This window comes from Bifidobacterium sp. ESL1133 (genome assembly GCF_058107325.1).
On sequence record NZ_JBYLUI010000001.1, the window covers coordinates 264,931 to 289,043 of the forward strand.

The following is a 24,113-nucleotide window of genomic DNA, read 5'->3' on the forward strand; positions in this document are numbered from 1 at the left end:
TGTGAACACCATGGATGAGACGGTTGAGATGGATGAAGCTGCACTAGTGCAGCGTTTTCCTGAGCTTGCCGACATGTTTGGCGAGCTTGGGGCTTCTGCTGTCTACGGTGACGAAGACGCTCCTACATCTCCGTCTGATGATGAACCTGGAATGGACACGGCTTCAGAGCGAGAGCATATCGCCATGTTGCGCGATGTGCTCTCTCGTCTGCAGCTCGAGCTTGACGAGGGAGATCGCGATCAAGACAGCGCAACCAATGCGGGCAGGTATGCGCGGCAGACTGAGGGCCTCACATGAACTCTGTGATTCGAGACGATGGCCATGAGAGAAAGCCTCCTACGGACCTGGAGACGTCTACAGGAAATGTACGGCTTGATGTACGGCTTGCAGAACTGGGTATCGCTTCCAGCAGAGCCAAAGCACAACGTCTGATTCGTGAGGGTCGGGTACTGGTGGACGGCACCGCAGCCGGTAAACCCTCAGTGCAGGTCACTTCGCAATCGCACATCGAACTTACGGCAGGGGACGACTACGTCTCCCGTGGCGCCTACAAATTGCTGGGTGCCTTTGACCACTTCGCACAAGATGGACTGATTGACGCCGAAGGCTTGGATTGCTTGGATATCGGCGCTTCGACCGGAGGGTTTTGCGACGTGCTGCTGCGCGCAGGTGCCAAACGCATCATCGCTCTCGATGTGGGGCACGGCCAGCTCGACCCTCGCATCGCCGCCAACCCTCGTATCATAGAGATGAGCGGGGTCAACATTCGTGACGTCACCGCGCGCTCGCTGCCTTTCCGCCCCCAACTCGTAGTGTCGGACGTTTCGTTCATATCCCTGACCTATGTCATTCCCGTTATCGCCAAACTCGCCGCTCCCGGCGCGCATATGGTGCTGCTGGTCAAACCCCAGTTCGAAGTCGGTAAAGGTCACTTGGGAAAGCATGGCATCGTCGAAGACGAACGCCTGCGGGAAGCTGCTTTGGAACAGGTGTGCGCATGCGCTGAGCGGTGCGGCATGGATGTGCGCGGCACGTGCGTTTCTCCCATTGCAGGCACACACGGCAACATGGAGTATTTGCTTTACGCCACTTTACGCTCAACTGCCGCTGCTTGCTGAGCGTCTGTCTGCAGCTGATTGACCGGTAGCGCCACCGATTCAGACGAGTGAGGCGATGACACTTGACGAGTCAAAGGACGTTGAGACGAAAATCGTCGAGACGGAGGCCACGAGCGCTGCATGGCGTCGACATGTGACGTGTCGTCCAACGTCAAATCGTCATCGAATAGCACCTCCTGTACTCGGCAACGGTTGGACAGCGACACCAGTGCGGCTTGCACACGTTCACTGTCCGTGGCCTGCAGTCGCACCTGCTGCGCACGGATGCGCCCCAAACTGCTGCATGCGGTGTACTGGTCCATGCCCAAACGGGTCAGCATGCGAGATTGCAATGGTTCAACATTCACAGTGAGCGCCTCGATGCTTTGCACATGCGCACGGCCCCGTACTGCGACTAGGCCTGCGGCACGCACGGTTTGGGCACAAAGCGCGCCGGTGACATGTACATTACCGCTTGAGACCAAACTATGCACGGCAATGTCTCCCGTGCAGTCGATGTTGCCGCACTGCAGCTCACCTGAAACATCGAAGCGTCCGTGCCCGCTGACCGCAGCCAGCTGAAGATCGCCGTCGCAACGCATCCCTCCGCCGTGCAGGTTGACGCGCCCTGCGCGGGCCGCATGCATGCTCACTTCGCCATGTACCTCCAGCACTGCGCACACAGTGCCGGCGCAGAGCGACACGTTGCCATGCGCGATGATCGTACCGTACGTGCGCGGTTCGACGATGCCACCGAAAACGTTGAGGTTCATGAATACTCGCTTCCGCAGTTCGGTTCAAGGACAAACCGCCATGCCACTGTACGAGAGAAAGCAGTGAAGTCGCAACATTGCGGAACATATCTCAAGTGGAATGTTCATAGGGTTCGTGTTATTCCAAGGACGGAACCACTTGCTGGTTTGTAGACGGTGGTCGGTTAGGATAAGGGCAGTGTGGACTCGGCAGGAAAGGCATATGGATGGCGGAACAGCGGCATGCGGTGGTGGTAACGCATTCAAGGTTGGACGAGGGCGGAACCGTAGTGCGTCATGCTCTCGATCAGCTGCAGCATGCCGGGTTCCAAGTCGATGTTGTCGACGACCTAGCTGCTCCTGATTTTGGTGAGGCTGCACCCACGGTGAGTGCGGATACGGAAATCGTGGTGGTGCTTGGAGGCGACGGCACCATACTGGGCGCTGCCGAAATGGTGTATGGCACAGATGTGCCGATTTTGGGTATTAACCTGGGGCATATAGGGTTCCTTGCCGAGTTTGAAAGTTTCCAACTTACTGAGGCCATCAGTCGCATCGCCGATCGCAATTACACCACGGAGTCGCGCATGCTGGCCCGAGTCGACGCCACGCTGCCGTCGGGGCAGCGGGTGCATGATTGGGCGCTCAACGACGTGACCGTCAAAGAGCCGGGCAGCGGCCGTATGGTGGAACTGTCGGTGAGTGTGGACGGTGTGCCGATGAGTTCGTTCAGCGGTGATGGTGTGGTCATCTCCACCCCGACAGGTTCCACCGCCTACGCGTTCTCAGCTGGAGGGCCGATTATATGGCCAAACGTGCAAGCCTTGCAAATGGTGCCTTTAGCCGCACATGCGCTCTTTGCTCGTCCTGTCATCATCGGCTCGGGTTCGACTTTTGGCGTGCACGTGCTGAACTCGTCGGTGACGAACGGATGCATCTGCTGTGACGGACGGCGGAGCATGGTACTGCCACGCGGGTCACGGGTCGAGGTGGGGCAGCTGCCCCATACACTCAACTTGGCCAGCTTGTCGGACGTACCTTTTACCAGTCGTCTGGTCACCAAGTTCAACCTTCCCGGGGTCAGCCTGCGAGAGCAGGCCCGGCTTGAGGAACAAGTGAGGGAGCGGTCCCTCACTGCAAGTCAGGAATAGAAGGAGTCATGCATGCTTGAGGAACTTGAAGTACGCCATCTCGGGCCCATTCGTGCAGCGAAGCTTGAGCTGAAGTCGGGCATGACGGCCATCACCGGAGAGACCGGTGCCGGCAAATCCATGCTGCTCAGCGCCATTCGTCTCATCTCCGGTGATGCAGCCAGCAGTGCGAGAGTCTCGCCGGGTGCCGATGCCGCATGGGCGCAAGGTGTATTCGACGTTGATGAGCAAGGGCCTGCTGTAGGTTTTGCCGTACAGGCAGGGGCTGTTGAAGAGCGTGAGCAGAGTGATCCCGATCCTGATGAGGCAGGGCGGCAAGAGCTGTTTTTGGCAAGGTCTGTACCTGCCTCAGGGCGTTCTCGTGCGGTGCTGGACGGGCGCAGTGTGCCGCGCGGTGTTCTGGCGGATGTGGCAGGAGAATTGGTCACCATTCACGGTCAGAGCGACCAGTTGCGCATGGCTTCTGCGGCGCGGCAGCGCGAATTTCTCGACATGGTGGCTGGCGACGAGACGGAACTGGCTGAGTACCGTAAGGCGTGGGGAAGCCTGCAAGACATTGATGACAAGCTGCAACGCATCAGCTCCCAAGAATCGGCTGCACGTCAGCGAGCCGACTATCTGCGAGACTCCGTGGAACAAATCAACGCGGTTGATCCCAAACCGGGGGAAGACGAGGACCTGAAAGAGAAGCGCTCGCGTATCGAAAACGCTGCTGAAATTACGCGCGGGGTGGGAGCCGCATTGTCTTCGCTCGATGCCTCTCAAGTCGATGCCGACAGTGATGCCATTGGAGCCTCGGATGCCATCACGCGAGCCATTGCTGCCCTGCGCACCATTCACAGTCAAGGAGCATTTGGCGAAGCTGCTGACCGGCTGGAATCGCTCAACGCCGATTTGACTGACATTGTGTACTCGCTGTCGGACGAGATGGGCGAGGAAAGCAGCGTGGAAAGTCTGGACTCAATCAATGCTCGTATCCACGATTTGGATGAGCTGACACGACGCTGGGGTCCCGAACTCAGTGATGTCATAGCATGGCGAGACAAAGCGGCCTTTGAAATCGAAGATCTGGACGCCTCTCCTGAAAAAATCGAAGCGCTGCAAGCCGAACGACAACAACGATTCGACGATGCTCTGCAAGCTGCGCAAAAACTCAGTAAAACGCGGCTCAAAGCCGCGAAAACGCTGAGCAAAACAGTCACTGCCGAACTGGGGAACCTGGCCATGGCAGGGGCGAAACTCGACATTCATGTCACTCAGCGTGCAGTCTGTGACGGTGCTGCCGGCTCGGTAGACGTGGAGGTACCGTCATCTGCTCCTCTTGATGCTCATGGCATCGATGACATCGAGTTCCTGTTCACTCCCTTCCCGGGATCTGCGCAGCTGCCGATGGGCAAAAGCGCTTCGGGCGGTGAGTTGAGCAGACTGATGCTGGCGCTCGAACTTGCCGCTGCGGGCAAGCGTACCGGCACTTCCGACATGACCTTCATCTTCGATGAGGTGGATGCTGGCGTGGGCGGTCAGGCCGCTGCCGAACTAGGCAAACGTCTGGCGCAACTGGCTCGCACCGCGCAGGTCATTGTGGTCACGCATCTTCCGCAAGTGGCTTCATGGGCGGACGCACAATTCGTAGTGTGCAAGTCAGGCGGCGGGAAAACAGGAAACGGCAAGAACGCGCAGAATGGTTCCCAATCATCGGTTTCCACCGTCGTGGAACGGGTGGACGGTGAAGAGCGGGTGCATGAGGTGGCGCGCATGCTGGCTGGCACGGAATCCGAAACCTCGCTCGAGCACGCTCGAGAACTGTTGCAGGGAAGCACTCTTGGCAAATGAACTGAACGACGATAAGATCCAAAGCCCGGCAGAGAGTGCCAACTCGGGGAAAGCGGCGATTTTTGACCTTGACGGCACACTGTTGGACTCGATGGGTGTGTGGGCGCAGGTTGATATTGACTTCTTTGCCGACCGCGGCATAGATATGCCCGACGACTACATGGCCACGGTCGCCACCATGCAGTCACATCAAGTGGCGCAGTACACCAAAGAGCGGTTTGGTTTGCCTGATTCTGTGAAGGAGCTGGCAGCATTGTGGGACGGCATGGCGTATACGGCCTATGCCACGGATGTGCAGCCCAAGCCACATGCTTTGGAGTATGTGCGTGCGCTGCGCGAGTCGGGAGCGGCGCTGGCTGTGGCGACGGCGCTGGCCAAGCATATGTATGAGCCGGCGATGAAACATGTAGGGCTTGACGGGTATTTCCACGAGTGTGTTAGTGTTGGCGACGCTGGCGATGTCGACAAAAGCAGCCCTGACGTGTACCTGCTGACGGCTGAGCGGCTCGGCGTGGAGCCTGGCTTGTGTACGGTTTTTGAAGATCGAATTACCGCGGTGCGCGCTGCGAGGGCCGCTGGTATGCAAGTGTGGGCGGTGTTGGACGAGCATTCGCGAGATGATTGGCTCGATTTGCGGCGTGAGGCCGACGGTGTGTTGACTGATTTTGCACAGGCGCCAATGGTGTTGTAAGCATGCCGTGTGTGCGGTTGAAGTAGACGAACTTTTATGAAGTAAGCGCACATTTGGTTTTTGCGGCTACAACCGAGTAGTAGTCGTTGGTGGCGTTCGTCTGCGCGCCCAGTCTCGTGCGTCTTGTGTTGGGAAGATCCAATATGCAGGTTCGGCATGGAGCGTCTAGGCAAGTAGGAATAGGTTGGTGCTAGTGCTGGTGCTGGTGCTGGTGCTGGTGCTGGTACGACACACCCGACGCATCGTTGCAATTACGGGGAATATGACAACTGTTATAGTGGTGACTTGCACAGTTAAGAAAACTGTTATATAGTGTTATATATCAGCAAGGAACAGTTAGCATGTGCCGGCTGTGAGGCTGACGACAATATCAATCAACAGAAAGGGACATTGATGAAACTGATCATCTCATCCGTGTCCGGCAAACCAATCTACGAGCAGATCAAAGATCAGATTCGCCAGGCCGTGCGTTCAGGGGAGTTACATCCCGGGGATGCGCTGCCGTCGTTGCGTAAGCTGGCCAGAGAACTGCGTATTTCAGTGCTTACCGTTACGCGCGCGTATAACGAGCTTGCGGATGAAGGCATTGTGGAGAACCGGCAAGGCAAAGGCTCTTTTGTCGCTGAGCGCAGCGGCGAAATGATGCAACAGCAATCAACGAAAGCAGTACGGGACCATCTCGATCAAGCGGTGAATGCTGCTCAATCGGTTGGCATGTCCATGCAGGACGTAACACGTCTGCTTTGGGAAATCTATGGCGAATAGATTCACGGTGTTCGTGGTTTGGTGAAACAAGAAAGGAGCGTTGAAGATGACAGCATCACCTTCGATGCCCGCGATGCAGCAGCGTGCCTTGGCAAAAGGCGCGGCTGCTATGCCCAGCGCTGATGCCGGGCAACCCTATGCACTACGCGTGAGCGATGTGGGCAAGACCTACGATTCGGGCTTTAGTGTCAGCGAGGTCACGTTCGACCTGCCGCTGGGCTATATCATGGGACTCATCGGTCCCAACGGCGCGGGTAAATCCACACTTATCAAGTTGATTCTCAACATGGTCAAGAGGGACACCGGTTCCATTGAGGTGCTCGGATTGGACAACATTGCTGACGAGGAAGCGGTCAAAACGCAACTCGGCGTGGTTTTTGATACGAATTTCTTCCCGGAATACTGGAGCGTCAACCTTGTGGAACATGCGCTGAGCGGCATGTACAAGGAGTGGGATGCACAAGCCTTCTCGGATTACCTCGAGCGCTTCGGCATCAGCGAGCGTAAGAAAAGCATGAGGCAGCTTTCCAGGGGCATGCAGATGAAGGTCATGCTGGCAGCGGCGATGAGCCATGGGGCCAAGCTGCTTATCTTGGACGAACCTACGAGTGGGCTTGACGTGCTCTCACGTGATGAACTTATGGACATTCTTTCGGCCTACATTGAGGACGAACGTCACTCCGTGCTGTTCAGTACGCACATCACTGGCGACCTCGAGTTATCAGCTGATTTCATTACCTACATCTCTTCTGGATCGTTGTTCTATACCGGTCCGAAAGATGAGTTCGAGGACTCGTTCCGAGTGCTCAAAGGAGGGCCGGATGCCACGCCGGTACAAGAAGCTGACTGGGCGGTAGGCGTTACGAGCTATGCCACCGGTTGCGACGTGCTGGTGAGAACCGATAAGCTGGCGCAGGCGATGAATTGTATACCGGGAGCTGTGGTGGAGCCGGCTTCAATCGACAACATCATCAGGCTTACCAATGACCGACGTTCGCGTGGAGCAACGAATGGTACGCAAGATGAGCACGCACAGGAGGTGGCGCGATGACAAAGCAACTGTGGTTGGCCATAAAATTGGATTTGCTGCGGTATATGAACTATCGTAGGCCTCTGGTTATGCTGGTCTTCGGATTGGCCTTGCCTCCAGTGTTCACGGCTTTGATGGTAGCCTTTCATCTGAGCGACACCACGTTTGGTTCGCTTATCGGAGGCATGTTGATCGGTATCATATTCATGGTCGTGCTACTGTATCCGTTCATGCTTGCTACCGTGGATGATGCCGGTGGAGCTTGGCGTATGCGCTCAGTAGTGCCGTTGTCTCGACGAATCCAAAGTGACGCGATGTATGTGGCTGTTGTCTGCGCTGATATGCTCATTGCCGTGGATGCGTGCCTCACACTCTGGATATACAACTTGCCGAACGGTGGTGCGGTACTGCACATAGGTGATGCTTCGGTTGCCGTAAGTATGTTGTACCCCATCATGCTGGCGATCCTTGTCTTTCTGATAGTCTGCGATGCATTGATGATTCCGGCGGTGCAACGGTGCCCTCATTCTCCTCAACTGGTCGTTGCCTTTTTGGCGGTCTTTATCGTAATATATGCTGTCTTCTTTGCTGTTATCAGCATTCCTGGGCAGAACATGAACCAGATTGTCGGATGGCTGTCCACGCACATCTTTATCAATTATTGGACGGATACCGTTGCGGCCATCGTGATTTCAGCGATGTTCCTCTTTATTGCAATGACTGTTTCGCGGCGCATCGTTGCCGAGCGCGAAGACTAAACTTCCCGCTTGGTGCCAGGTATAAACATGTGCTGAACTCAAGATAGAGGAGACCAGGGTATGTGTGTACGTATTTTATACAGCACTATATGCCTTTTATGTGGCACATGTATCCGTATGCAACAGTAAATCCCGCTTCATGTCAATGTGAACCTCGTGGGAAAGGAAGGGTTGGTTTTGAGCGCCGCCATGTCGCGGTACTCAAAACCAACCCTTCTGTATTACCGAGAGTTTTCTTGGTGGTAGCAAGTGAGTGGGGCAGATGGGTGTGGCAAGCAGGGTGACAGTGCTGCGAATCAGCCTAACGACTGTGACGCTTTGGCAACATAATCAGGCATGTCGTCAATACTGATTGCATCGGAGAATCGTTCCGGTAAGTCACGCAGGGCACGCAAGCGTGCGGGTGCTTCGGTATTGGTGGCGCCTTCCAACGCCTTCATGCATGCAAAATCATCGCCAGTGCAGTTCAATCCAATGGCTTGCCCAACTACGCGCGGGAACTTGTACGGGCTGGCGGTGCTCAGCAGCACACGGGGCACACCCTTCTCTCGAGGCATCTGTTCGAGCAGATGATATCCGCAAGCGGTATGCGGGTCGATGACATAGTGGTGCTCGTTCCAGCAGTGCGCGATGGCATCGCTGACCTGAGACTCGTCCGCCCAACCACAGGCGAACAGCCTGCGCACCTTGGCAAGTAACGGTTCCGGAATCTCGAACGCCCCCCAATGGTCAAGGTCGTTCATCAGATTGGTGATAAGCCTGGTGTCGCATTCCGACATGTAGTACAGCATTCGTTCCAGATTCGAGGAGACAAGAATATCCATGGAAGGAGATGTGGTCTCGAAGAAGGGGCGCTTGCGATTATAAAGGCCGGTTGTCAGGAAGTCGAAGAGCACGTTGTTCTTATCGCTGGCAACTGTCAGGCGCTTGACCGGCAACCCCAGCCTCTTGGCGTAGTAACCGGCCAGCACGTCACCGAAGTTACCGGTGGGCACCACGAATTCCACACCGTCTCCAAGCTTCACTGCACCACGCTGCACAATCTGCATATATGATGCAAAATAATACACTACTTGCGGTACGAGCCTGCCGACATTAATGGAGTTGGCTGACGACAGGGAAACATTGCTGTGGCTGAGATTTGCGGCAAACGCATGGTCGTTGAAAATATGTTTTACTGCGCTTTGAGCATCGTCAAAATTACCGTCAACGGCGCATACATGCACATTGGAGCCGGACTGTGTGGTCATCTGCAACTGCTGTACGGCACTGACTTTGCCTTTGGGGTAGAAGACGGTGATGCCGGTGCCTGGAACGTCGGCAAACCCCTCGAGCGCTGCTTTGCCGGTGTCGCCGGAGGTGGCGGTGAGAATCATGGTGCGCTTGTCGGCATTGCGATCGCCGGTGGAGCGAGTCATCAACTGCGGCAGCATCTGTAACGCCACGTCCTTGAACGCTGAAGTAGGACCGTGGAACAGCTCCAACACGTAATCGTCGCCCAAAGGCCTGATGGGAGTGATGTCATCGTCGTCCCATTGGCTGCCATATGCCGCTGCGATGCATTCCTGCAGCTCATCGCTACTGAAGTCGGGAAGCAAAACGCCCAGCACGCGCTGCGCAATCTGCTGATAACTGGCTCCCTGCAGTTCATGAATGTCGATGGGAACAGAGCCCAGACTGTCGTCTACGAACAGGCCGCCGTCTGCAGCCAGTCCCTGCCGGATGGCCTGCTTGGCGGTCAGCTTTTCGTTCATGCTGCGTGTGCTGTGAAAGTACGGTGTCATCGGTCCTCGCGTTCGTGCCGGGTAGGAAACTGCTTTCATCATACGTCAACGGCGGGTACGATGTTGTGACCATTTCAGGTATTGAGCACAGGCGCTCGCAGCACGAGGCGCTGGCCGGCAGGTCTTGCGCCGGTAACGTATGCCGATCACATGTTGCAGGCATGACCGTATACTGGAACTCTATTGGATTAGTAATGGGCAGCCCTGATAAGGGAGGAAGCATGGTACAGCAGCAGAACATGGCTGCAGGCGGGGCAGTCGGCGGGCTCGACCCCGAGGTATTCGAACAAGTGTGCGCGCTGGCGGACCAGGCGGCACACGGGCAGCGAGCGCTGGCGCGTTCCTGCGGCGACAAGCGGAACATGCTGCTCATGGCGCTCGCTGACGCTTTGGATGAACATGCTTCTCAAATTGCCTCCAGCAACAGCGAAGACATGGATTCTGCGCTCGCGGACGGCATGGCACCGGGCTTGCTGGACAGGCTGCGCTTCGATGAGGAACGGGTGCATGCCGCCGCCCAAGGGGTACGGCATGTGGCCTCTCTTCCTGACCCTCTAGGGCAGGTGGTGCGCGGCTCTACGCTGCCCAATGGTGTGAGGCTTGAACAGGTGCGTGTACCCATCGGCGTATTCGGCATGATTTATGAAGCACGCCCCAACGTGACGGTGGATGTGGTGTCGTTGTGCTTGAAGTCCGGCAACGCGGTGCTGCTGCGTGGCGGGCACGCCGCGCAACGTACCAATCGGGCGACGCTCACTGTGGTCAAGCGTGTGCTGGATGAGCTCGGCTTCGATGCTTCTCTGGTGGCGTCGGTTGACGAATTTGGTCGTATGGGTGCCACAGCCATGATGGAGGCGCGTGGGTACATTGATGTGCTGGTACCCCGGGGTGGTGCTGGGCTGATTCAGTCCGTGGTGCGGCAGGCCAAAGTGCCGGTTATTGAAACCGGCGCCGGCAATGTGCACATCTACGTGGACGCTTCGGCTGATTTTGCCAAAGCGGTGCCGGTCGTACTGAATGCGAAAACACAGCGTGTGGGTGTGTGCAACGCCGCTGAAAAGCTGTTGGTGCACCGCGATGTCGCCGAAGCGTTCCTGCCGGTGATCGGCGAAGCGTTGACGCAGGCCGGAGTGGAGCTCCATGCTGACGAACGGTCATACGAGTTGCTGGAATCTGCCGGCATAGACGGATTGGTGGTGCGTCATGCCAGCGAGGACGACTGGGACATCGAGTATCTGGCCCTGACCATGGGGGTGCGTGTGGTGGATTCGCTCGATGATGCCGTAGAGCACATCCGCCTTCATTCCACAGGTCACACTGAATGCATCCTGGCGGAAGACTATTCGGCGATTGAACGGTTTACCGGTGCGGTTGACTCAGCCGTGGTCATGGTGAACGCCTCGTCGCGGTTCACTGACGGCGGTGTATTCGGTTTTGGTGCGGAGTTGGGGATTTCCACGCAAAAGCTGCATGCCAGAGGGCCGATGGGGCTTCAGGAAATGACGACGACACAATGGATAGGCTACGGAACAGGACAGGTGCGCCAATGAGTGAAACGACACAGCATGAAGCAACACAGCACGAGACCAGCCGATATGAGGACGGCTCGGGGATGGTGGACAGTGTGGCGGAGGTGGCCGCGCCTGACCTGAAGCTCGCTGCGGACAGAGGCATTGACGTGGATGCGCCGGCCATGGGGCTGAAAATAGCGGCTGAGCGTCTCAGCCAAGTGCGTTACGTGTTTCTCGTGCAGGTCGAGGACGGTATAGCCTCGGCTGAAGAGCGCGCGGCGTTGGAGTACGCAGACGCGGTGCTCATAGGCTGGCCTGAGGCGGACGACAGCGACGTCGTGGAGATTCGCGATGAACAGTACCGAAGCATGGTGCGGCAAGCCGAAGGCATGGAGCACTACATCAGCCAGTTCCGCAGGCAAGAAGCACAAGGCGATGTGGAAGGCATGACGTTCTCCCTGGTGGCCGCGACCCAGTGTGTGGCCCAAGTACGACGGATGTACCAGCCCAGCTTCCCGCTGCCCACGTTCGCTGAAATCAGACGCGTGGTGCAGGATGAATGGGACGAGGACATGGGCAAAATCGACCCCGAGGCCTCGGGCACCACTGTGGAAGCCATCGAACAGCAGACCGAACAGGCAGACGAACAGCGGCAATCCGATCGCACGGATGGCCCCGATGGCAGCAGCAAGCACTAACCCATACGTTTCTTAATACAAAGGCAAACGACTCTTGAGCAGTACCAAACCAAGCACCACCAATAGCGAATCGGCCGTTGCCGGCACCACAAGTCCGTCACCGGGGCAGCCGGACCGTGCTGCGGCCGAAGGGCTGACGGTGAACGATGACGGGCAAGCCTTAGGCTCACGAGCGGCGGATGTGGCGCGGCGAATGTCGGATCTTCCCATGCGTTTGCGCCGAGTGTCGGCTCCGGTCGCTTCAAATGCCGCTGCCGGTACTTCCGGAACACCGTGCCGGCGCCGTATCGGCATCATGGGCGGTACCTTCGACCCCATCCACCACGGGCATTTGGTGGCGGCCTCCGAGGTGGCTTCCGTCTATCAGCTGGATCAAGTCATCTTCGTCCCCACAGGCAGACCTGCATTCAAACTCGACCAGAACGTCACCAACGCCGAAGACCGGTACCTGATGACCGTGATCGCCACCGCCTCCAACCCGAAATTCACCGTCTCCAGAGTAGATATCGACCGCCCGGGCGTCACCTATACCATCGACACCCTGCGCGATCTGCACCGACTTTACCCGGATGCCGAACTGTTCTTCATTACCGGTGCGGACGCGGTGGCTGAAATACTCGATTGGAAGGATGCCGACCAGATGTGGGATCTGGCCACATTCATTGCGGTGACACGCCCGGGATACCTCGACCCCAAAGGTATCCGCTCGGCGGTGAACGTCAATATTCTTGAAATCCCGGCTCTCTCTATCTCGTCCACGGATATACGTGAACGCGCCGGAAAAGGCAAGCCAGTGTGGTATCTGGTGCCCGACGGCGTGGTGCAGTACATTGCCAAGCACGGGCTGTATATGTAGGTGTGGTGAGTCGTTGCACGGCACCGTCCGGCGGCCTCCGTCTGGCGAGTTGACTAGGATGAGAGCAACTACAAGTCAATTTCGTTTGGAGTCATGGTGAGTGCAATCCTCGAAGGCAAACCCAATAAGAATCTTATATTGGTGACGGGCCGGGCGCATCCGGCGCTCGCCGAGGACGTAGCCAAACAGCTCGGCATCGATGTGCTTGAGACCACTTCCTACGACTTTGCCAACGGGGAGATGTATGTGCGCTACACCGAGTCGGTGCGTGGCGCCGACGTGTTCGTGTTGCAAAGCCATACCGGGGCTGTCAACAAGGCCATCATGGAGCAGCTCATCATGATTGACGCGCTCAAGCGTGCTTCGGCTCGTTCCATTACCGCAGTTTGCCCTCTGCTCGGATACTCTCGCCAAGACAAGAAACACTTGGGACGAGAACCCATCTCGTGCCGTCTGGTATTCGACCTGCTCAAGACCGCAGGTGCCGACCGCGTGATGAGCGTTGACCTGCACGCCGCGCAGACCCAAGGTTTCTTCGACGGCCCCGTCGACCACCTCGTGGCCATGCCGGTGCTGGTGGACTATATTCGAGATCGTTTCCAAGGTCATCTTGATAACGTCGCGGTCGTCTCTCCGGATGCCGGGCGCATCCGTGTGGCTGAGCAGTGGGCCCAACGCCTAGGTGGTGGCCCCTTGGCTTTCGTGCATAAGACGCGCGACACCACACGCCCCAATCACGCCGTGGCCAATCGTGTGGTAGGGGATGTTGCGGGTAAGGATTGCGTGCTGGTCGACGATCTTATCGACACTGCCGGTACGATTGCCGAAGCCTGCAATGTGCTGCGGCAGGCCGGTGCGGCATCCATCACCGTTGTGGCCACACATGGTGTGCTTTCTGCCCAAGCCGTCGAGAATCTCAAGAACAGCGGTGCTCGTGAAGTGGTATTGACCGACACCGTGCCGATTCCTGAAGAGAAGCGTTGGGACGGTTTGACGGTGTTGTCCATCGCGCCGTTGCTGTCCAGTGCCATTCGTGCGGTATTTGAGGATGGGTCGGTCGCCAGATTGTTTGACACGTATCCTGAGCACCACGGTCAAGGCTTCCTGTTTGCCTGATGCGGTGTGTCGGTAAGCGATGTATGGTGGGACAACTCGCCCAGTGTTGAACAATCGGCACAGTGTGGCATAATAGAAGCTCGGACTTGGTAAACCTCTGGTTTTCGGTCCTGCTCCTCCATGGTGTAATGGCAGCACACGGGTCTTTGGAACCCTTAGTCTTGGTTCGAGTCCAGGTGGAGGAACGAACAGTCGGCTGGTAGTCTTCAAGGCTGCCGGCCGTTCTTGATATTGGAGTGGAATCGTCAGTAAACTGCGTTCCTTGGGTGGAACGTGGGCGTACGGGCGATTGCGTCACGAAAGGCGGAGTGGCATGGCATTGTCCGCAGCGATTATTCTGGCGGCTGGAGAGGGTACGCGCATGCGTTCCAACACTCCCAAGGTGTTGCATACATTGGCTGGGAAAACTTTCCTGGAACGTGTCATGGCCGCTGTCTCACACTTGGATCCGGAGACAACCGCTGTGGTGGTGCGCTATCAGGGCGAACGTGTGGCCCAGGCTGCGCTGTCGTATGATGCGGATGCCGTCGTGGTGCAGCAGGACGAGATCCCCGGCACCGGTCGCGCGGTGCAATGCGCCATGGAACAGGTGTCTCAAGCAGGTGCGTTGAACGGACAAGTACTGATTGCGGCCAGTGACATGCCGCTGTTGGACAGTGGGACACTGGACGAACTGTTGCATGCTCACATTGCTGCCGGCAACGGGGCTACGGTGCTCACGGTCAACTTGGATGACCCGACAGGGTATGGCCGTATTATCCGTGACGATGATGGCAATGTGCTGCGCATCGTCGAGCAACGAGATGCCAACGATCAGGAACTTGCGATCCATGAAGTGAACACGTCGGTGTACGTGTTTGAAGCCAGTGTGCTTGCCGGAGCCATCGCCGGTCTCGACACTGAGAACGCACAGGCTGAGTTCTATCTGACTGATGCGCTCGAGGCCGCACGCAAGACGGGCAAGGTGGGGGCGTTCGCCGCTCCCGACCCACTGAGTGTGGAAGGTGTGAACGACCGAGTACAACTGGCAAGCTTGGCCAAACGGCACAATGAGCGAACGTGCGAACGCTGGATGAGGGCTGGGGTAACCATCCTCGATCCGAGCACCACCTGGATTGACGACGATGTAGAGCTGGAGCAGGACGTCACGGTGTTGCCGGGATCATTCCTGCAAGGGCACAGCGTTGTCAAGAGCGAAGCGGTCATCGGCCCCTACACTACGTTGATTGATGCTCGAATTGAAGCAGGAGCGACCGTGGAGCGTTCGCGCGTTCAGGAATCGCATGTGGGTGAGCGTGCCAATATCGGCCCGTGGACGTACATGCGCCCCGGCAATGATCTGGAAGCTGACACCAAGGCCGGAGCGTTCGTAGAGATGAAGAAATCGCATATCGGTGCCGGTACCAAGGTGCCGCATTTGAGTTACATGGGAGATGCCGACTTGGGAGAGCATACCAACGTGGGCGGCGGCACCATCACTGCCAACTACGATGGCGTGCACAAAAGCCATACGCATATCGGTTCGAATGTGCACGTGGGAGCCGGCAACTTGCTGGTGGCGCCGGTGTCGGTCGGGGACGGTGTCACCACTGGTGCAGGCTCGGTGATCAGGCATGACGTGCCGGACGGCAGCATGGCGTACTCCGAGAATTCACAGCATGTGGTGGAAGATTGGAAACCAGCCTGGGAACGCTAGGAACAATGGTTTGGCCTTCGTGAAGCCTAAACTTAAGACCCGCGAACAAGACGATTACCAGCAGTATACGAGGAGAATTTCATGCCTGCATTATCAAGTTCAGTCGAGGCCTTGCGCATCGCAGCCGTTGCTGCGGATCGTGTCAAAGGTGCCGATATCGTGGCGTTCGATGTCACAGGGCCGGTGGCCATCACCGATGCCATGATGATCGTATCCGCGTCAAACGAGCGTCAAGTACTTGCCGTAGCCGAAGAGGTCGAAAAGGATCTGTATCTTAAGTCCGGCAACATCAAACCGATCAGTCGTGAAGGTGTTGAGGATGCCCGCTGGGTGCTGTTGGATTACGGTGATTTCGTCATCCACATCATGCACGAGGAAGACCGCGCCTTCTATGATCTGGAACGGTTGTGGAAAGACTGTCCGGCGATCGACCTTCAGCTGCCCGAACCGCAGGCTCAGGATTGATGGTGCTGACTGACGGTACTACGATGTGACTGTACTTCGATGAGAATACAACTAAGAAGGGCGACCCGCATGGTGTGGGTCGCCCTTCTTAGTATGCGCGGCAAAAGTTACAGCCGCTACTCCAATCAGTCCTTGGAGATCGTGGTGCCGGCCTTGGCTCCAGCGGAGAGGTCTTGAATCTCGGTGATCTCGAGCACCGGGATGACGGCGGGCTTCTTGGTGCCGTTCTTTTCGGCGACCTTGACTTGGCTCTCGTAGATGGCATCGTCGCTGTGCAGCGTCACATTGCCACGGAAGCGGTAGCCGGACTTGGACTCCAAGTTGGCGAAGCACACCACCAGGTCGCTGCCGTCCTCAAGGTTCTTGTAGTGCTGCCCGGCGGTACGCTCGTGGTAGGCCAAGTGGTTGTCGTCGAGCACGAACATCGACATCTTCGGGCCGAGGTCAAGCTGACCATCCTTGCTCGAAGTGGCGATCCACGCGAGGTTGTTGTTGATGAAATCCTTCATTTCTGCGGTTAACGTTGCCATGGCAACTCCTTTCAAGTCGGTCATTGACACCTCTAGTCTACATCCCATCCCTTAAGTTTGAGGATGTTCACTGGAGGCATGTGTGAGCAATGTCACCGGAGGAGGTTTTGTGAAGGTAGCGTCGCATTCAGCGAGTTGCTAAGTTCGTCATCTATGATGAAGCGTGTGAAGAATTTTTTCAAAGGCATCTCCGTAACGCAAGTAAGTGCCGGTGCTCTCGCCGCGGTCACTTCTTTTTTGCTGTCTGCGAAAATAGGCATCGCCGGTTCGGTGATCGGCGTTGCCATTGGCTCTGTGATTTCAGCGGTGGCCTCGCAGATCTATCAGAACGTGTTGAAAGAGTCGAGTAAAAAGCTGCAGACGGCAGCCCCGTTTGTGGATCAGGGCGATGAGGACGAAGCGAATGGCGAGCAGACGACAGTAATCGGAACGTCCGGGCAGTCGGCAAAAAGTGATCATGGCAATGCGTCGGGGTCGACTACCATGATCTTCGCCGGTGAGGGCAGCGACAGTCTCTCCGCTCTGGCGCGTGGCCGAACGGGGGCCGAGCAGGACGCGCAGCAGACGATGGTCGGAAGCTCATACGCTGCCCAGGATGAGACTAAGGGCGATGCGACGCAGCTTATCGGGACTGCCGATGGCGCCGATGCGACGAGGGTCATGCCGGCGGCCGGTTCTGCTGCAGCCTCGCGCACGGCATCGTCGCGCGGTACGGGTGTGAGCCCCACAAACGGTGAGCACGGCGTGCTCTCTGCCTCAAAACAGCGTGAGGTGCAGCAGCGCAATAAGCGTGTAGCCATCATCATCGCGGTAGTTGCCGCCTTGATCGGCGTTGCTGTGACCGCAGGAGTGATTACCTTGCTTACGCAAGGCGAAGGCACTGACCACGTGGTGCGTGATATAGTCAACAACTCGTCTACGCGTACTCCCGATTCCGACAGTGACGGCAAGACGCCGAGCACTGATTCGAATGATGGTGATGGCAAGAGCGGATCGAGCGACGGGCAAAACAAAACTGAGACCCCCAAGCGCGACGGGAATGCTGACGGTCATCAGCAGAACGGAACGCAGGGGAATACCGGTTCGAGTAGCGGGGAAGGACAGTCCGGACAGTCGAACCATTCCGGCAGTGAAAACGGTACGATCGGCGGTAACGAGTCCGGGAATACGGGCGGTTCGGGATCCTCCAATTCACACGGCTCGACTGGAGGGAATGGCAACTCTTCGGGCTCCAACGGCACGTCGACTCCCACCAATCCCGGGGATGCGGCCAGTGGTGGCGCCTCGTCAGGCAACGGTGCGAACTCCGGGCCCAACGCAGGCGGTTCCTCGTCGGGCGATGGGCAAGGCGAAAACTCGTCGTCAAACCCTAGCAACGGTCAGCAGGGTGGCGTGTCCTCGAACAAACCGGGTACTGTGCAGTGAGCCAACGGTGTTTGGTATTTCTGCGGCACCGAGCTTTGCGTCAAACGCGGAGCGGTGGAAGCTGGGACAGCAGTGGCCGTGTGGTGCTGGATATGCCTTAAAGGGCGTGCGGATGGGTTGTAATCATGAATGTGGTTGCAACCCATCAGCGTTACTGGTGTGTATTGCTGGTGGAGTGGCACAAGGCGTCATGGGTGGTGTGATCGGTCTGTGTGCTCGTTGTGCGACACGCCGGTTTTGCGGATATCGGAGGATGGTGTAGACTGATGAAGTCTTCGCAAGGAAGGCAACAAATGAATACGGGGCTATGGCGCAGCTGGTAGCGCATCTCCATGGCATGGAGGGGGTCGAGAGTTCGAATCTCTCTAGCTCCACCCGATATAACAGAACCGCGGAATGTTAATATTCCGCGGTTTTCTTTTACCCTCGAATCGATATAGTAATCGGTGGGATGTGGGTCTTCAGTACGATTGTATGTCTGCTGGATGCCGGTGTGGGTTATGACTAGTTTCTGGCTATGTGATCGCCATATGGCACTGTTACGGTTCCGTTGATTCTGATTTTTTAATGGACAAATAGGTGGACAGGAAACAGCCGACACGGGACTGGATTGGATTATTCGGTTGGCTTGTCTGCAAGCCGGATAAAGCACAACTGCATGGCATCGTATCGTCAACATGGTTCATGCCTCCACGTCTCGAAGCAGTTGATCTCTTACTCCCGCAACACCGCGTACCCAAAAGATACACATTCTGACCAATAACCCAATAATCCTCAGTCTGATGCCATATAAGGCCGATGGGGGTGAGAGGTTGATCATCGAGATTCTCAAAGGCAACGCTCTGGCATTGGCAGCTCGCGCAGATGACTTAGATGCTGTGGTATATCAGCATACTTGTGTACAGTGGCGTTGAATTGGTGGTTGGCTGAACCGGGTGGGGATGAAGCTGATGTTGGGATGCGTTGGTTTGCATTTGGTGTGGTCATCGTCTTCCTCCTGTTTAGTTGGTGTGCGTGGTTGGTGAAGCGTTGGTGGATATCACGTCACCGGTCTGGTTCACTTAAAAACGAACTTCGCTAACGTGCAGCAGCACGAACCTACACATCATTGTTGCCTCCACTAAGCAGATCAGGGGAAACGTAATTGGCCTATGTTTTGGTTTCTTTTGTCGTTTTCATCTCGCGGTAGAATCCATCTGCAAGCTGTGCTTCCGTCTCGCCCAATCCTCTTGCAAGCCTGCGGAATCTGCCTGCCATCAAATCAGGTGCATTGTAATATTTGAGTATTGTCAGTGACAGAATGTGGACTGCTTTAATCTCATTGCGCGTCATCATGTTGTGACAGCGTATTGTCGATAAGTTGCTGAGCTTGGCGCAGGCAGTTGATTTTCGCTTCTATCTGCCTGCGCTTGGCACGAAGCAGAGCGCATTCTCGATCGCAAACGCCCTGATCGTAATCGAGACAATCGCCGATTTTCCCAACCTGATCCATGCTCAGCCCTGCCTCAAGTAGCGCGTGAATACGTAGTGCTCTCGCCACTGAGATATCGTCATAAATCCGGTAACCGTTGGTGTCCCTATGCTCGGAGATTAAGCCATGTTGCGTCCAGTACCTGATTTGGCGCGTGCTCAACCCTGTTTGATGGGCGAGTTCCCCGATGTGCATGATTGTTCCTCTCTATTCGAGTTTCCTGGCTGGGTTCCATGCTTAAGCCGGCTTGCAGCGACGGTTGGTGTTTCGGTGTTCGCCTGGGGCAAATGATGCCGTATCCATTTGACCTTGACACTAGTGTCAACCTATACGCTCGACATGTCAATGATTTCGACATGAGAGGAAACGTTCATGACATCATCCACTAATCCATCCAAAGTTGGGTACGGGGAAGCGGCGAAGCCAAACACCCATATGGGCCTGCTTGCCTTCTGCACGCAGTTCGTCATCGGCACCGACACTTTCCTGACCGCCCCGCTGCTGCCCGTGCTGCAACGCGAGCTCCACATCCCCACGGCCCTTGGCGGCCTGCTGGTCTCGGCCTACGCCATCGGCTTCGTCGTAAGCGCCCTGTTCGCTGGCCCGATCTCCGACGCGCTCGATCGCAAGGCCGTCATCATCGGTGGGGTTACCGGTTTCGCCATCTTCACCTGCCTGTGCGGCTTCGCCTGGAACTTCCCGACGCTCTTCGCCGCCCGGTTCCTTGCCGGCGTGGCGTCCGCGTTCGTCGGCTCGCAGATCTACGCCACCATCCCCGTGGTAGTCGAGCCGAACAAGGTGGTTTCCGCAATGGGATACGCTACCACGGGCTTGGCAGTGGCCCAGGTGCTCGGCATCCCGATCGGCTCACTGCTCTCCGTGGCGAACTGGCGCATGCCGTTCTACGTGGTTTCGGGCCTGGCAGTATTGCTCGTCATCGTGCTGGCTGCCATGTTCCCACACGTCCGCCCCGCGGCCGGCACTCGCATGGGCAATCCGTTCGCACGGTATTCCGAAGTTTTGCGCAACCGCAAGCTGCTGCTCTCCCTGCTGGCCTACCTCGTGTTCATGGTCGGCAGCTGGTCGGGCATGACCTACATCAGCTCGTGGCTCACTCGCGATTTCGGCATGTCACAGGCCTGGGCCTCCGGCGCGTTGATGGCCGTGGGCGCAGGCCAGACCATCGGTTCGATCGTCGGCCCGAAGATCGCAGCCAAACTCGGCACCGCACGCTCGCTCGTCGCAGGCGCGCTGGGTATGGGCGTCCCTTACGCATTGACCTTCGTGGCCACCAATGTGTGGTTCGCTGTGGCGTTGCTGGTGCTCGCCCTCATGGCCGCCGGTTTCATGCTGCCGGTCATGATGAACCAGACCCAGCAGCAGACCAGTGCCGCCCGCGGCACCGTTTCCGCACTGACGAACGCCGCCATGTACTTGGGCGTGACCATCGAGGGTGCCATCGCCGGCCCGGTCTTCGCTGCCACTCGAGGCTACCGGGGCATCGCCATCATTGTGGTGGTGGCCTTCGTGCTGTCGATGCTCATCTACGCTGCGGCAGGTGCATTGAAAAAGGATTGATAGGCAGGTCTACTAGTTCTTCCCCAAAGGCGTGTCATGTCGTCACACCTTAACGAAACGACGTATTCTGATGAGAATGTCGTGGACTGGCAATGTCATAATTCCAAATTCTATGGGTGTGGGTACATTTCGGCCGGTATTGGGTGGTACGTTGATTGCAGCGTACGCATTAATGCTGTTGAGTGACCGATGTGGGTACAGTTCGTTCATAAATGAGTGTGATATTGATCGAACTGTACCCACTCGCGGGATCTTCGTTGGAAGGGTGTCGCGGGTTGAACTGTGATGATGGCGGTATATCGGCATTGAATATTGGCTGAGTTGCAACATTCGGTTCCTTGGCAATGAACGCTCCATGCCCGTTGGTATTCTTTCACCGAGGTTGCTGCACATGCAGCGGCGCGATAGTTGTCCGAACTGCCAGTGCGGTGCCCGAGTGAATCGAGGTTTGTGTGTCGATGTTCCGTGGCCTGTCAGCCAAGGATGTCATGTCGAGGGGAGCCGGCGCCGCCATCTTGCGTGGTGGTGGTCGGGCAACGCATCATGGTCGTATTGGTGCCATCGACGGTTTACGCGCGTTGGCCATTCTTGGCGTGGTGGCATACCACACGCGTCCTTCACTGTTGGATGGCGGGTTCATTGGCGTCACCATTTTCTTCGTTATCTCAGGGTTCCTGACCACGGTCAGTGTGGAGCGTCGCCTCAACTCAGAGCGCGGGCTGGATTACTGGTCGTATCTGTGGCGCAAAGTGAAACGTTTGGTGATTCCTGTTCTGGCGATGATTGCGCTGCTGGCGCCTATCCTCTACATCTTCTCTCCGGGTCTACTGCCGAAGTTTCGTGCAGACTCGCTTTCTGCCGCCTTCTTCGTTACCAACATCACCTACATTGTGCGGCAAGTGTCGTATTTTGCCGCGTCCGGCCTGCCGTCTCCCTTGACTCATCTGTGGTTTGTGGCGCTCATCATGCAGTTCTATATCTTGTGGCCGATGGTGTTGTGGGCGATGAACTGGCTGCGATGCACCAAAGCGGTGAAGCTGCTGTCCACGGCACTTTTGGCTGCAGGCTCCACTGCGGTCATGGTATGGCATGGGGTGGCTGCTCAGGGTGACGCGCACGCATATTATGGGCTAGATTCGCGCGCTGCTGAGCTACTGATCGGAGCCTTGTTGGCGCTGGTGATGGAAGACCGTGGGCGGAGGTCTGCGAGGGCCGAAGAGGGCGGGGCGTTCGTCGCTACCTCAAAACTCGCCCGCATTGCCCTCGGTGTGGCCGGATGGTGTCTGGTCTTGGCGCTGATGGTCATGTACGTGACGGTGAACGGTGAGGATAGCGCGCTCTATCAAGGTGGCTACCAGATTGTGGCTCTCGTGGTGGTATTCCTACTGGTGGTGGTGCTTGAACCCACCAACTTGTGCTCACGGGTGCTGGCATCGGCGCCGTTGCAATACTTGGGATCGCGCGCTTTCTCTATTTATCTGGTGCATTATCCGCTGCTCGAGCTGATGAACCCGGCCACACGCATGTCCCGGCCCTCCGCGTGGCAGTGGGGAGTGCAGATGCTGGTGATTTGGGGTGCTGCGGAACTGTTTTACCGCGGTGTCGAAGTTGCACGTCAAGCAAAGCGACGCCATGCGGGGGTGCTTGGTGAAATCAGTCTTCCGGCCAAGGTTCTGGCGGTGTTGGGGCTAGTGGTGGTGCTCGTATGCAACGTTGCCCCAAACGGCGTTGACGGCATGGCTGCCAAGCGTTCTCAGTCGTTGCGTGGCACCATGCTTTCACTGTCGGATTTGGGTGCAGCGATTTCAGGGCATCCTGTGGTGCGGCGCTCCCAAGTGCCTGAACCGACGCTGGGACTGCCTCCGCAGCTGGTGCCCAAAGCGGGGAAAGTGCCCTCGAATATCGACGCTGGGCAGTGGACGCTGGACCGGTCCACGGGAGTATGCAGCGCCAATCCTCTCATCATCAGCGATTCGGTGGAGATGGGGGCGCAAAGCTATGTGCAGCAGCTCCTTCCCGCAGCAGTGCAAGACAACAAGGTCGGCCGTGGGTTCAGCGCTGCGCAACCCTTGTATGAGCAGTATGCGAATCAGGGGCGCACGGGCAGCGTGGTGATTGTGGCACTTGGCACCAATGGCCGTATCGCGAACCGAGAACAGGTGGAAAACCTGATCTCTGCGGTGCATGGTCAGCCGTTGTACTTCACTACGGTACGTGGCCCGGTGGCCTGGCAAGACGACAACAATGAGTTGCTTGTCTCCGTGGCTTCCCGGCACCGCAATGTCGGTGTACTGGACTGGTATGCCGTCAGTGAGAATCATCCGGAATACTTCTACGACGATGGCATCCACCTGACACCGGGGGCTGACGGCGGACGTCAGGCATTCGGAAAAATGGTGGTGAGAGGATTGTGTGGCCAATAATGGCAACAATATGAGACGCAATGTCAGAAGCGTTGTTTGCCGCGTGCTCAATACCGCGACACGCCGAACATGAAATTATTGCAGACCATTCGTCCACATCGATTCAAAACGGCACGCTTGCACCTTCATCTCCTGCATACTGATGGGCATGGAAGCTCACACAGGCAGGAGAAGCGCGATGAACAGTAAACGGAGGGAATGTCGGGAACGGGCAGGACGGATACGCAGACTGCTCAGTTGGCGTGAGGAGATATGGCGGCAGCGTACGCGCGCCAGCTATATGGCGATAGCGTTTATGGCGGTCGTGTTGTCGCTGTGCGTTACGACTCTGATACCTCAAGGAATCGGAACGACGCAGGCTGTTGGCCATACGAGTCGCGTGCGGCAAATCCGGTGCGGTGTGGCTTCCGTGACGCCCGTGAGTGGGCGTACCGGCGGCAAGGAGTTTCCTTCATCTGGAGATATATTTGCCATAAGCCAGC

General features: G+C 57.0%; 22 protein-coding genes and 2 tRNA genes. 19 read left to right on the forward strand and 5 right to left on the reverse strand.

Annotation, left to right across the window (positions count from 1 at the left end):
* Positions 1-10 precede the first annotated feature (10 nt).
* On the forward strand, positions 11-298 hold the full coding sequence (locus AC3B5A_RS01025; protein WP_489760978.1) for a hypothetical protein: 288 nt from the start codon (positions 11-13) through the stop codon (positions 296-298).
* Positions 295-1,119 (forward strand): TlyA family RNA methyltransferase, encoded by an 825-nt coding sequence (locus AC3B5A_RS01030; RefSeq protein WP_489798130.1) that lies wholly within the window; start codon positions 295-297, stop codon positions 1,117-1,119. The genes AC3B5A_RS01025 and AC3B5A_RS01030 overlap by 4 nt, the downstream gene beginning before the upstream one ends.
* Here AC3B5A_RS01030 and AC3B5A_RS01035 read toward each other — a convergent pair.
* Positions 1,083-1,871 (reverse strand): hypothetical protein, encoded by a 789-nt coding sequence (locus AC3B5A_RS01035; protein WP_489798132.1) that lies wholly within the window; start codon positions 1,869-1,871, stop codon positions 1,083-1,085. The genes AC3B5A_RS01030 and AC3B5A_RS01035 overlap by 37 nt on opposite strands.
* A gap of 206 nt (positions 1,872-2,077) precedes the next feature.
* On the opposite strand from AC3B5A_RS01035, the gene AC3B5A_RS01040 reads away from it, so the two are divergent.
* From AC3B5A_RS01040 to AC3B5A_RS01065, 6 genes are all read left to right on the forward strand, one after another.
* Positions 2,078-3,001, forward strand: a complete 924-nt coding sequence (locus AC3B5A_RS01040) for an NAD kinase (RefSeq protein WP_489798134.1) — start codon at positions 2,078-2,080, stop codon at positions 2,999-3,001.
* Positions 3,002-3,013: 12 nt separating this feature from the next.
* On the forward strand, positions 3,014-4,834 hold the full coding sequence (recN, locus tag AC3B5A_RS01045; protein WP_489798135.1) for a DNA repair protein RecN: 1,821 nt from the start codon (positions 3,014-3,016) through the stop codon (positions 4,832-4,834).
* Positions 4,824-5,525, forward strand: coding sequence for an HAD family hydrolase (locus AC3B5A_RS01050; RefSeq protein ID WP_489798137.1), 702 nt, complete (start codon positions 4,824-4,826; stop codon positions 5,523-5,525). The genes recN and AC3B5A_RS01050 overlap by 11 nt, the downstream gene beginning before the upstream one ends.
* 393 nt (positions 5,526-5,918) lie before the next feature.
* On the forward strand, positions 5,919-6,290 hold the full coding sequence (locus AC3B5A_RS01055) for a GntR family transcriptional regulator (protein ID WP_489760973.1): 372 nt from the start codon (positions 5,919-5,921) through the stop codon (positions 6,288-6,290).
* A gap of 109 nt (positions 6,291-6,399) precedes the next feature.
* Positions 6,400-7,341 carry an ABC transporter ATP-binding protein gene (locus tag AC3B5A_RS01060; protein ID WP_489798494.1) on the forward strand — a complete coding sequence of 314 codons (942 nt, stop codon included), beginning with the start codon at positions 6,400-6,402 and terminating at the stop codon, positions 7,339-7,341.
* Positions 7,338-8,078 carry a hypothetical protein gene (locus AC3B5A_RS01065; protein WP_489798138.1) on the forward strand — a complete coding sequence of 247 codons (741 nt, stop codon included), beginning with the start codon at positions 7,338-7,340 and terminating at the stop codon, positions 8,076-8,078. Before AC3B5A_RS01060 ends, AC3B5A_RS01065 begins: the two co-directional genes overlap by 4 nt.
* A 296-nt stretch (positions 8,079-8,374) precedes the next feature.
* Here the strand turns inward: AC3B5A_RS01065 and thrC are convergent, their stop codons facing one another.
* Complete coding sequence (gene thrC / locus AC3B5A_RS01070; RefSeq protein WP_489798139.1) at positions 8,375-9,862, reverse strand: threonine synthase; 1,488 nt, start codon at positions 9,860-9,862, stop codon at positions 8,375-8,377.
* 221 nt (positions 9,863-10,083) lie between these two features.
* Between thrC and AC3B5A_RS01075 the strand changes: the two genes are divergently transcribed.
* The 7 genes from AC3B5A_RS01075 to rsfS all read left to right on the forward strand — a co-directional run bounded on the left by AC3B5A_RS01075 (position 10,084) and on the right by rsfS (position 16,204).
* Entirely contained in the window at positions 10,084-11,412 is a 1,329-nt protein-coding gene (locus AC3B5A_RS01075; RefSeq protein WP_489798141.1) for a glutamate-5-semialdehyde dehydrogenase, read from the forward strand.
* 62 nt (positions 11,413-11,474) lie between these two features.
* A complete protein-coding gene (locus AC3B5A_RS01080) occupies positions 11,475-12,071 on the forward strand; it encodes a phosphoribosylglycinamide synthetase (protein WP_489798495.1) in 597 nt (198 codons plus the stop codon).
* 193 nt (positions 12,072-12,264) lie between these two features.
* The gene (gene nadD / locus AC3B5A_RS01085) at positions 12,265-12,927 is read left to right on the forward strand and encodes a nicotinate-nucleotide adenylyltransferase (protein ID WP_489798497.1); all 663 of its coding nucleotides are present in this window, start codon (positions 12,265-12,267) and stop codon (positions 12,925-12,927) included.
* Positions 12,928-13,020: 93 nt separating this feature from the next.
* Positions 13,021-14,043: a ribose-phosphate diphosphokinase gene (locus AC3B5A_RS01090; RefSeq protein WP_489798143.1), complete on the forward strand. Its 1,023-nt coding sequence runs from the start codon at positions 13,021-13,023 to the stop codon at positions 14,041-14,043.
* 114 nt (positions 14,044-14,157) lie between these two features.
* Positions 14,158-14,228 (forward strand) — tRNA-Gln (locus tag AC3B5A_RS01095).
* A gap of 128 nt (positions 14,229-14,356) precedes the next feature.
* On the forward strand, positions 14,357-15,739 hold the full coding sequence (glmU, locus tag AC3B5A_RS01100; protein ID WP_489798145.1) for a bifunctional UDP-N-acetylglucosamine diphosphorylase/glucosamine-1-phosphate N-acetyltransferase GlmU: 1,383 nt from the start codon (positions 14,357-14,359) through the stop codon (positions 15,737-15,739).
* 81 nt (positions 15,740-15,820) lie between these two features.
* Complete coding sequence (gene rsfS, locus AC3B5A_RS01105; RefSeq protein ID WP_489760966.1) at positions 15,821-16,204, forward strand: ribosome silencing factor; 384 nt, start codon at positions 15,821-15,823, stop codon at positions 16,202-16,204.
* A gap of 125 nt (positions 16,205-16,329) precedes the next feature.
* Here rsfS and AC3B5A_RS01110 read toward each other — a convergent pair whose 3' ends face one another.
* The gene (locus tag AC3B5A_RS01110) at positions 16,330-16,734 is read right to left on the reverse strand and encodes a pyridoxamine 5'-phosphate oxidase family protein (RefSeq protein ID WP_489760965.1); all 405 of its coding nucleotides are present in this window, start codon (positions 16,732-16,734) and stop codon (positions 16,330-16,332) included.
* Between the two features lie 165 nt (positions 16,735-16,899).
* On the opposite strand from AC3B5A_RS01110, the gene AC3B5A_RS01115 reads away from it, so the two are divergent.
* Together AC3B5A_RS01115 and AC3B5A_RS01120 are read left to right on the forward strand one after the other, a co-directional pair.
* Entirely contained in the window at positions 16,900-18,159 is a 1,260-nt protein-coding gene (locus AC3B5A_RS01115; protein ID WP_489798146.1) for a hypothetical protein, read from the forward strand.
* 301 nt (positions 18,160-18,460) lie between these two features.
* Positions 18,461-18,533 (forward strand) — tRNA-Ala (locus AC3B5A_RS01120).
* Positions 18,534-19,308: 775 nt separating this feature from the next.
* Here AC3B5A_RS01120 and AC3B5A_RS01125 read toward each other — a convergent pair.
* Both AC3B5A_RS01125 and AC3B5A_RS01130 read right to left on the reverse strand, forming a co-directional pair.
* Entirely contained in the window at positions 19,309-19,494 is a 186-nt protein-coding gene (locus tag AC3B5A_RS01125; protein WP_489760963.1) for a hypothetical protein, read from the reverse strand.
* Complete coding sequence (locus tag AC3B5A_RS01130; RefSeq protein WP_489798148.1) at positions 19,478-19,825, reverse strand: MerR family transcriptional regulator; 348 nt, start codon at positions 19,823-19,825, stop codon at positions 19,478-19,480. Before AC3B5A_RS01130 ends, AC3B5A_RS01125 begins: the two co-directional genes overlap by 17 nt.
* A 177-nt stretch (positions 19,826-20,002) precedes the next feature.
* On the opposite strand from AC3B5A_RS01130, the gene AC3B5A_RS01135 reads away from it, so the two are divergent.
* Entirely contained in the window at positions 20,003-21,208 is a 1,206-nt protein-coding gene (locus AC3B5A_RS01135; RefSeq protein WP_489798150.1) for an MFS transporter, read from the forward strand.
* 488 nt (positions 21,209-21,696) lie between these two features.
* The gene (locus AC3B5A_RS01140) at positions 21,697-23,631 is read left to right on the forward strand and encodes an acyltransferase family protein (RefSeq protein WP_489798152.1); all 1,935 of its coding nucleotides are present in this window, start codon (positions 21,697-21,699) and stop codon (positions 23,629-23,631) included.
* Positions 23,632-24,113 lie beyond the last annotated feature (482 nt).

Excerpts from the sequence above, each read along its gene's own strand:
- AC3B5A_RS01025 (WP_489760978.1), top strand. The coding sequence starts at position 11 with ATGGATGAGACGGTTGAGATGGATGAAGCTGCACTAGTGCAGCGTTTT.
- AC3B5A_RS01055 (WP_489760973.1), top strand. The coding sequence starts at position 5,919 with ATGAAACTGATCATCTCATCCGTGTCCGGCAAACCAATCTACGAGCAG.
- glmU (WP_489798145.1), top strand. The coding sequence starts at position 14,357 with ATGGCATTGTCCGCAGCGATTATTCTGGCGGCTGGAGAGGGTACGCGC.
- AC3B5A_RS01130 (WP_489798148.1), bottom strand. The coding sequence starts at position 19,825 with ATGCACATCGGGGAACTCGCCCATCAAACAGGGTTGAGCACGCGCCAA.
- AC3B5A_RS01140 (WP_489798152.1), top strand. The coding sequence starts at position 21,697 with ATGTCGAGGGGAGCCGGCGCCGCCATCTTGCGTGGTGGTGGTCGGGCA.
- recN (WP_489798135.1), top strand. The coding sequence starts at position 3,014 with ATGCTTGAGGAACTTGAAGTACGCCATCTCGGGCCCATTCGTGCAGCG.
- nadD (WP_489798497.1), top strand. The coding sequence starts at position 12,265 with ATGTCGGATCTTCCCATGCGTTTGCGCCGAGTGTCGGCTCCGGTCGCT.
- AC3B5A_RS01035 (WP_489798132.1), bottom strand. The coding sequence starts at position 1,871 with ATGAACCTCAACGTTTTCGGTGGCATCGTCGAACCGCGCACGTACGGT.
- AC3B5A_RS01040 (WP_489798134.1), top strand. The coding sequence starts at position 2,078 with ATGGCGGAACAGCGGCATGCGGTGGTGGTAACGCATTCAAGGTTGGAC.
- AC3B5A_RS01060 (WP_489798494.1), top strand. The coding sequence starts at position 6,400 with ATGCCCAGCGCTGATGCCGGGCAACCCTATGCACTACGCGTGAGCGAT.
- AC3B5A_RS01065 (WP_489798138.1), top strand. The coding sequence starts at position 7,338 with ATGACAAAGCAACTGTGGTTGGCCATAAAATTGGATTTGCTGCGGTAT.
- AC3B5A_RS01090 (WP_489798143.1), top strand. The coding sequence starts at position 13,021 with ATGGTGAGTGCAATCCTCGAAGGCAAACCCAATAAGAATCTTATATTG.
- AC3B5A_RS01125 (WP_489760963.1), bottom strand. The coding sequence starts at position 19,494 with ATGATGACGCGCAATGAGATTAAAGCAGTCCACATTCTGTCACTGACA.
- AC3B5A_RS01030 (WP_489798130.1), top strand. The coding sequence starts at position 295 with ATGAACTCTGTGATTCGAGACGATGGCCATGAGAGAAAGCCTCCTACG.
- AC3B5A_RS01135 (WP_489798150.1), top strand. The coding sequence starts at position 20,003 with ATGACATCATCCACTAATCCATCCAAAGTTGGGTACGGGGAAGCGGCG.
- AC3B5A_RS01075 (WP_489798141.1), top strand. The coding sequence starts at position 10,084 with ATGGTACAGCAGCAGAACATGGCTGCAGGCGGGGCAGTCGGCGGGCTC.
- rsfS (WP_489760966.1), top strand. The coding sequence starts at position 15,821 with ATGCCTGCATTATCAAGTTCAGTCGAGGCCTTGCGCATCGCAGCCGTT.
- AC3B5A_RS01110 (WP_489760965.1), bottom strand. The coding sequence starts at position 16,734 with ATGGCAACGTTAACCGCAGAAATGAAGGATTTCATCAACAACAACCTC.
- thrC (WP_489798139.1), bottom strand. The coding sequence starts at position 9,862 with ATGACACCGTACTTTCACAGCACACGCAGCATGAACGAAAAGCTGACC.
- AC3B5A_RS01080 (WP_489798495.1), top strand. The coding sequence starts at position 11,475 with ATGGTGGACAGTGTGGCGGAGGTGGCCGCGCCTGACCTGAAGCTCGCT.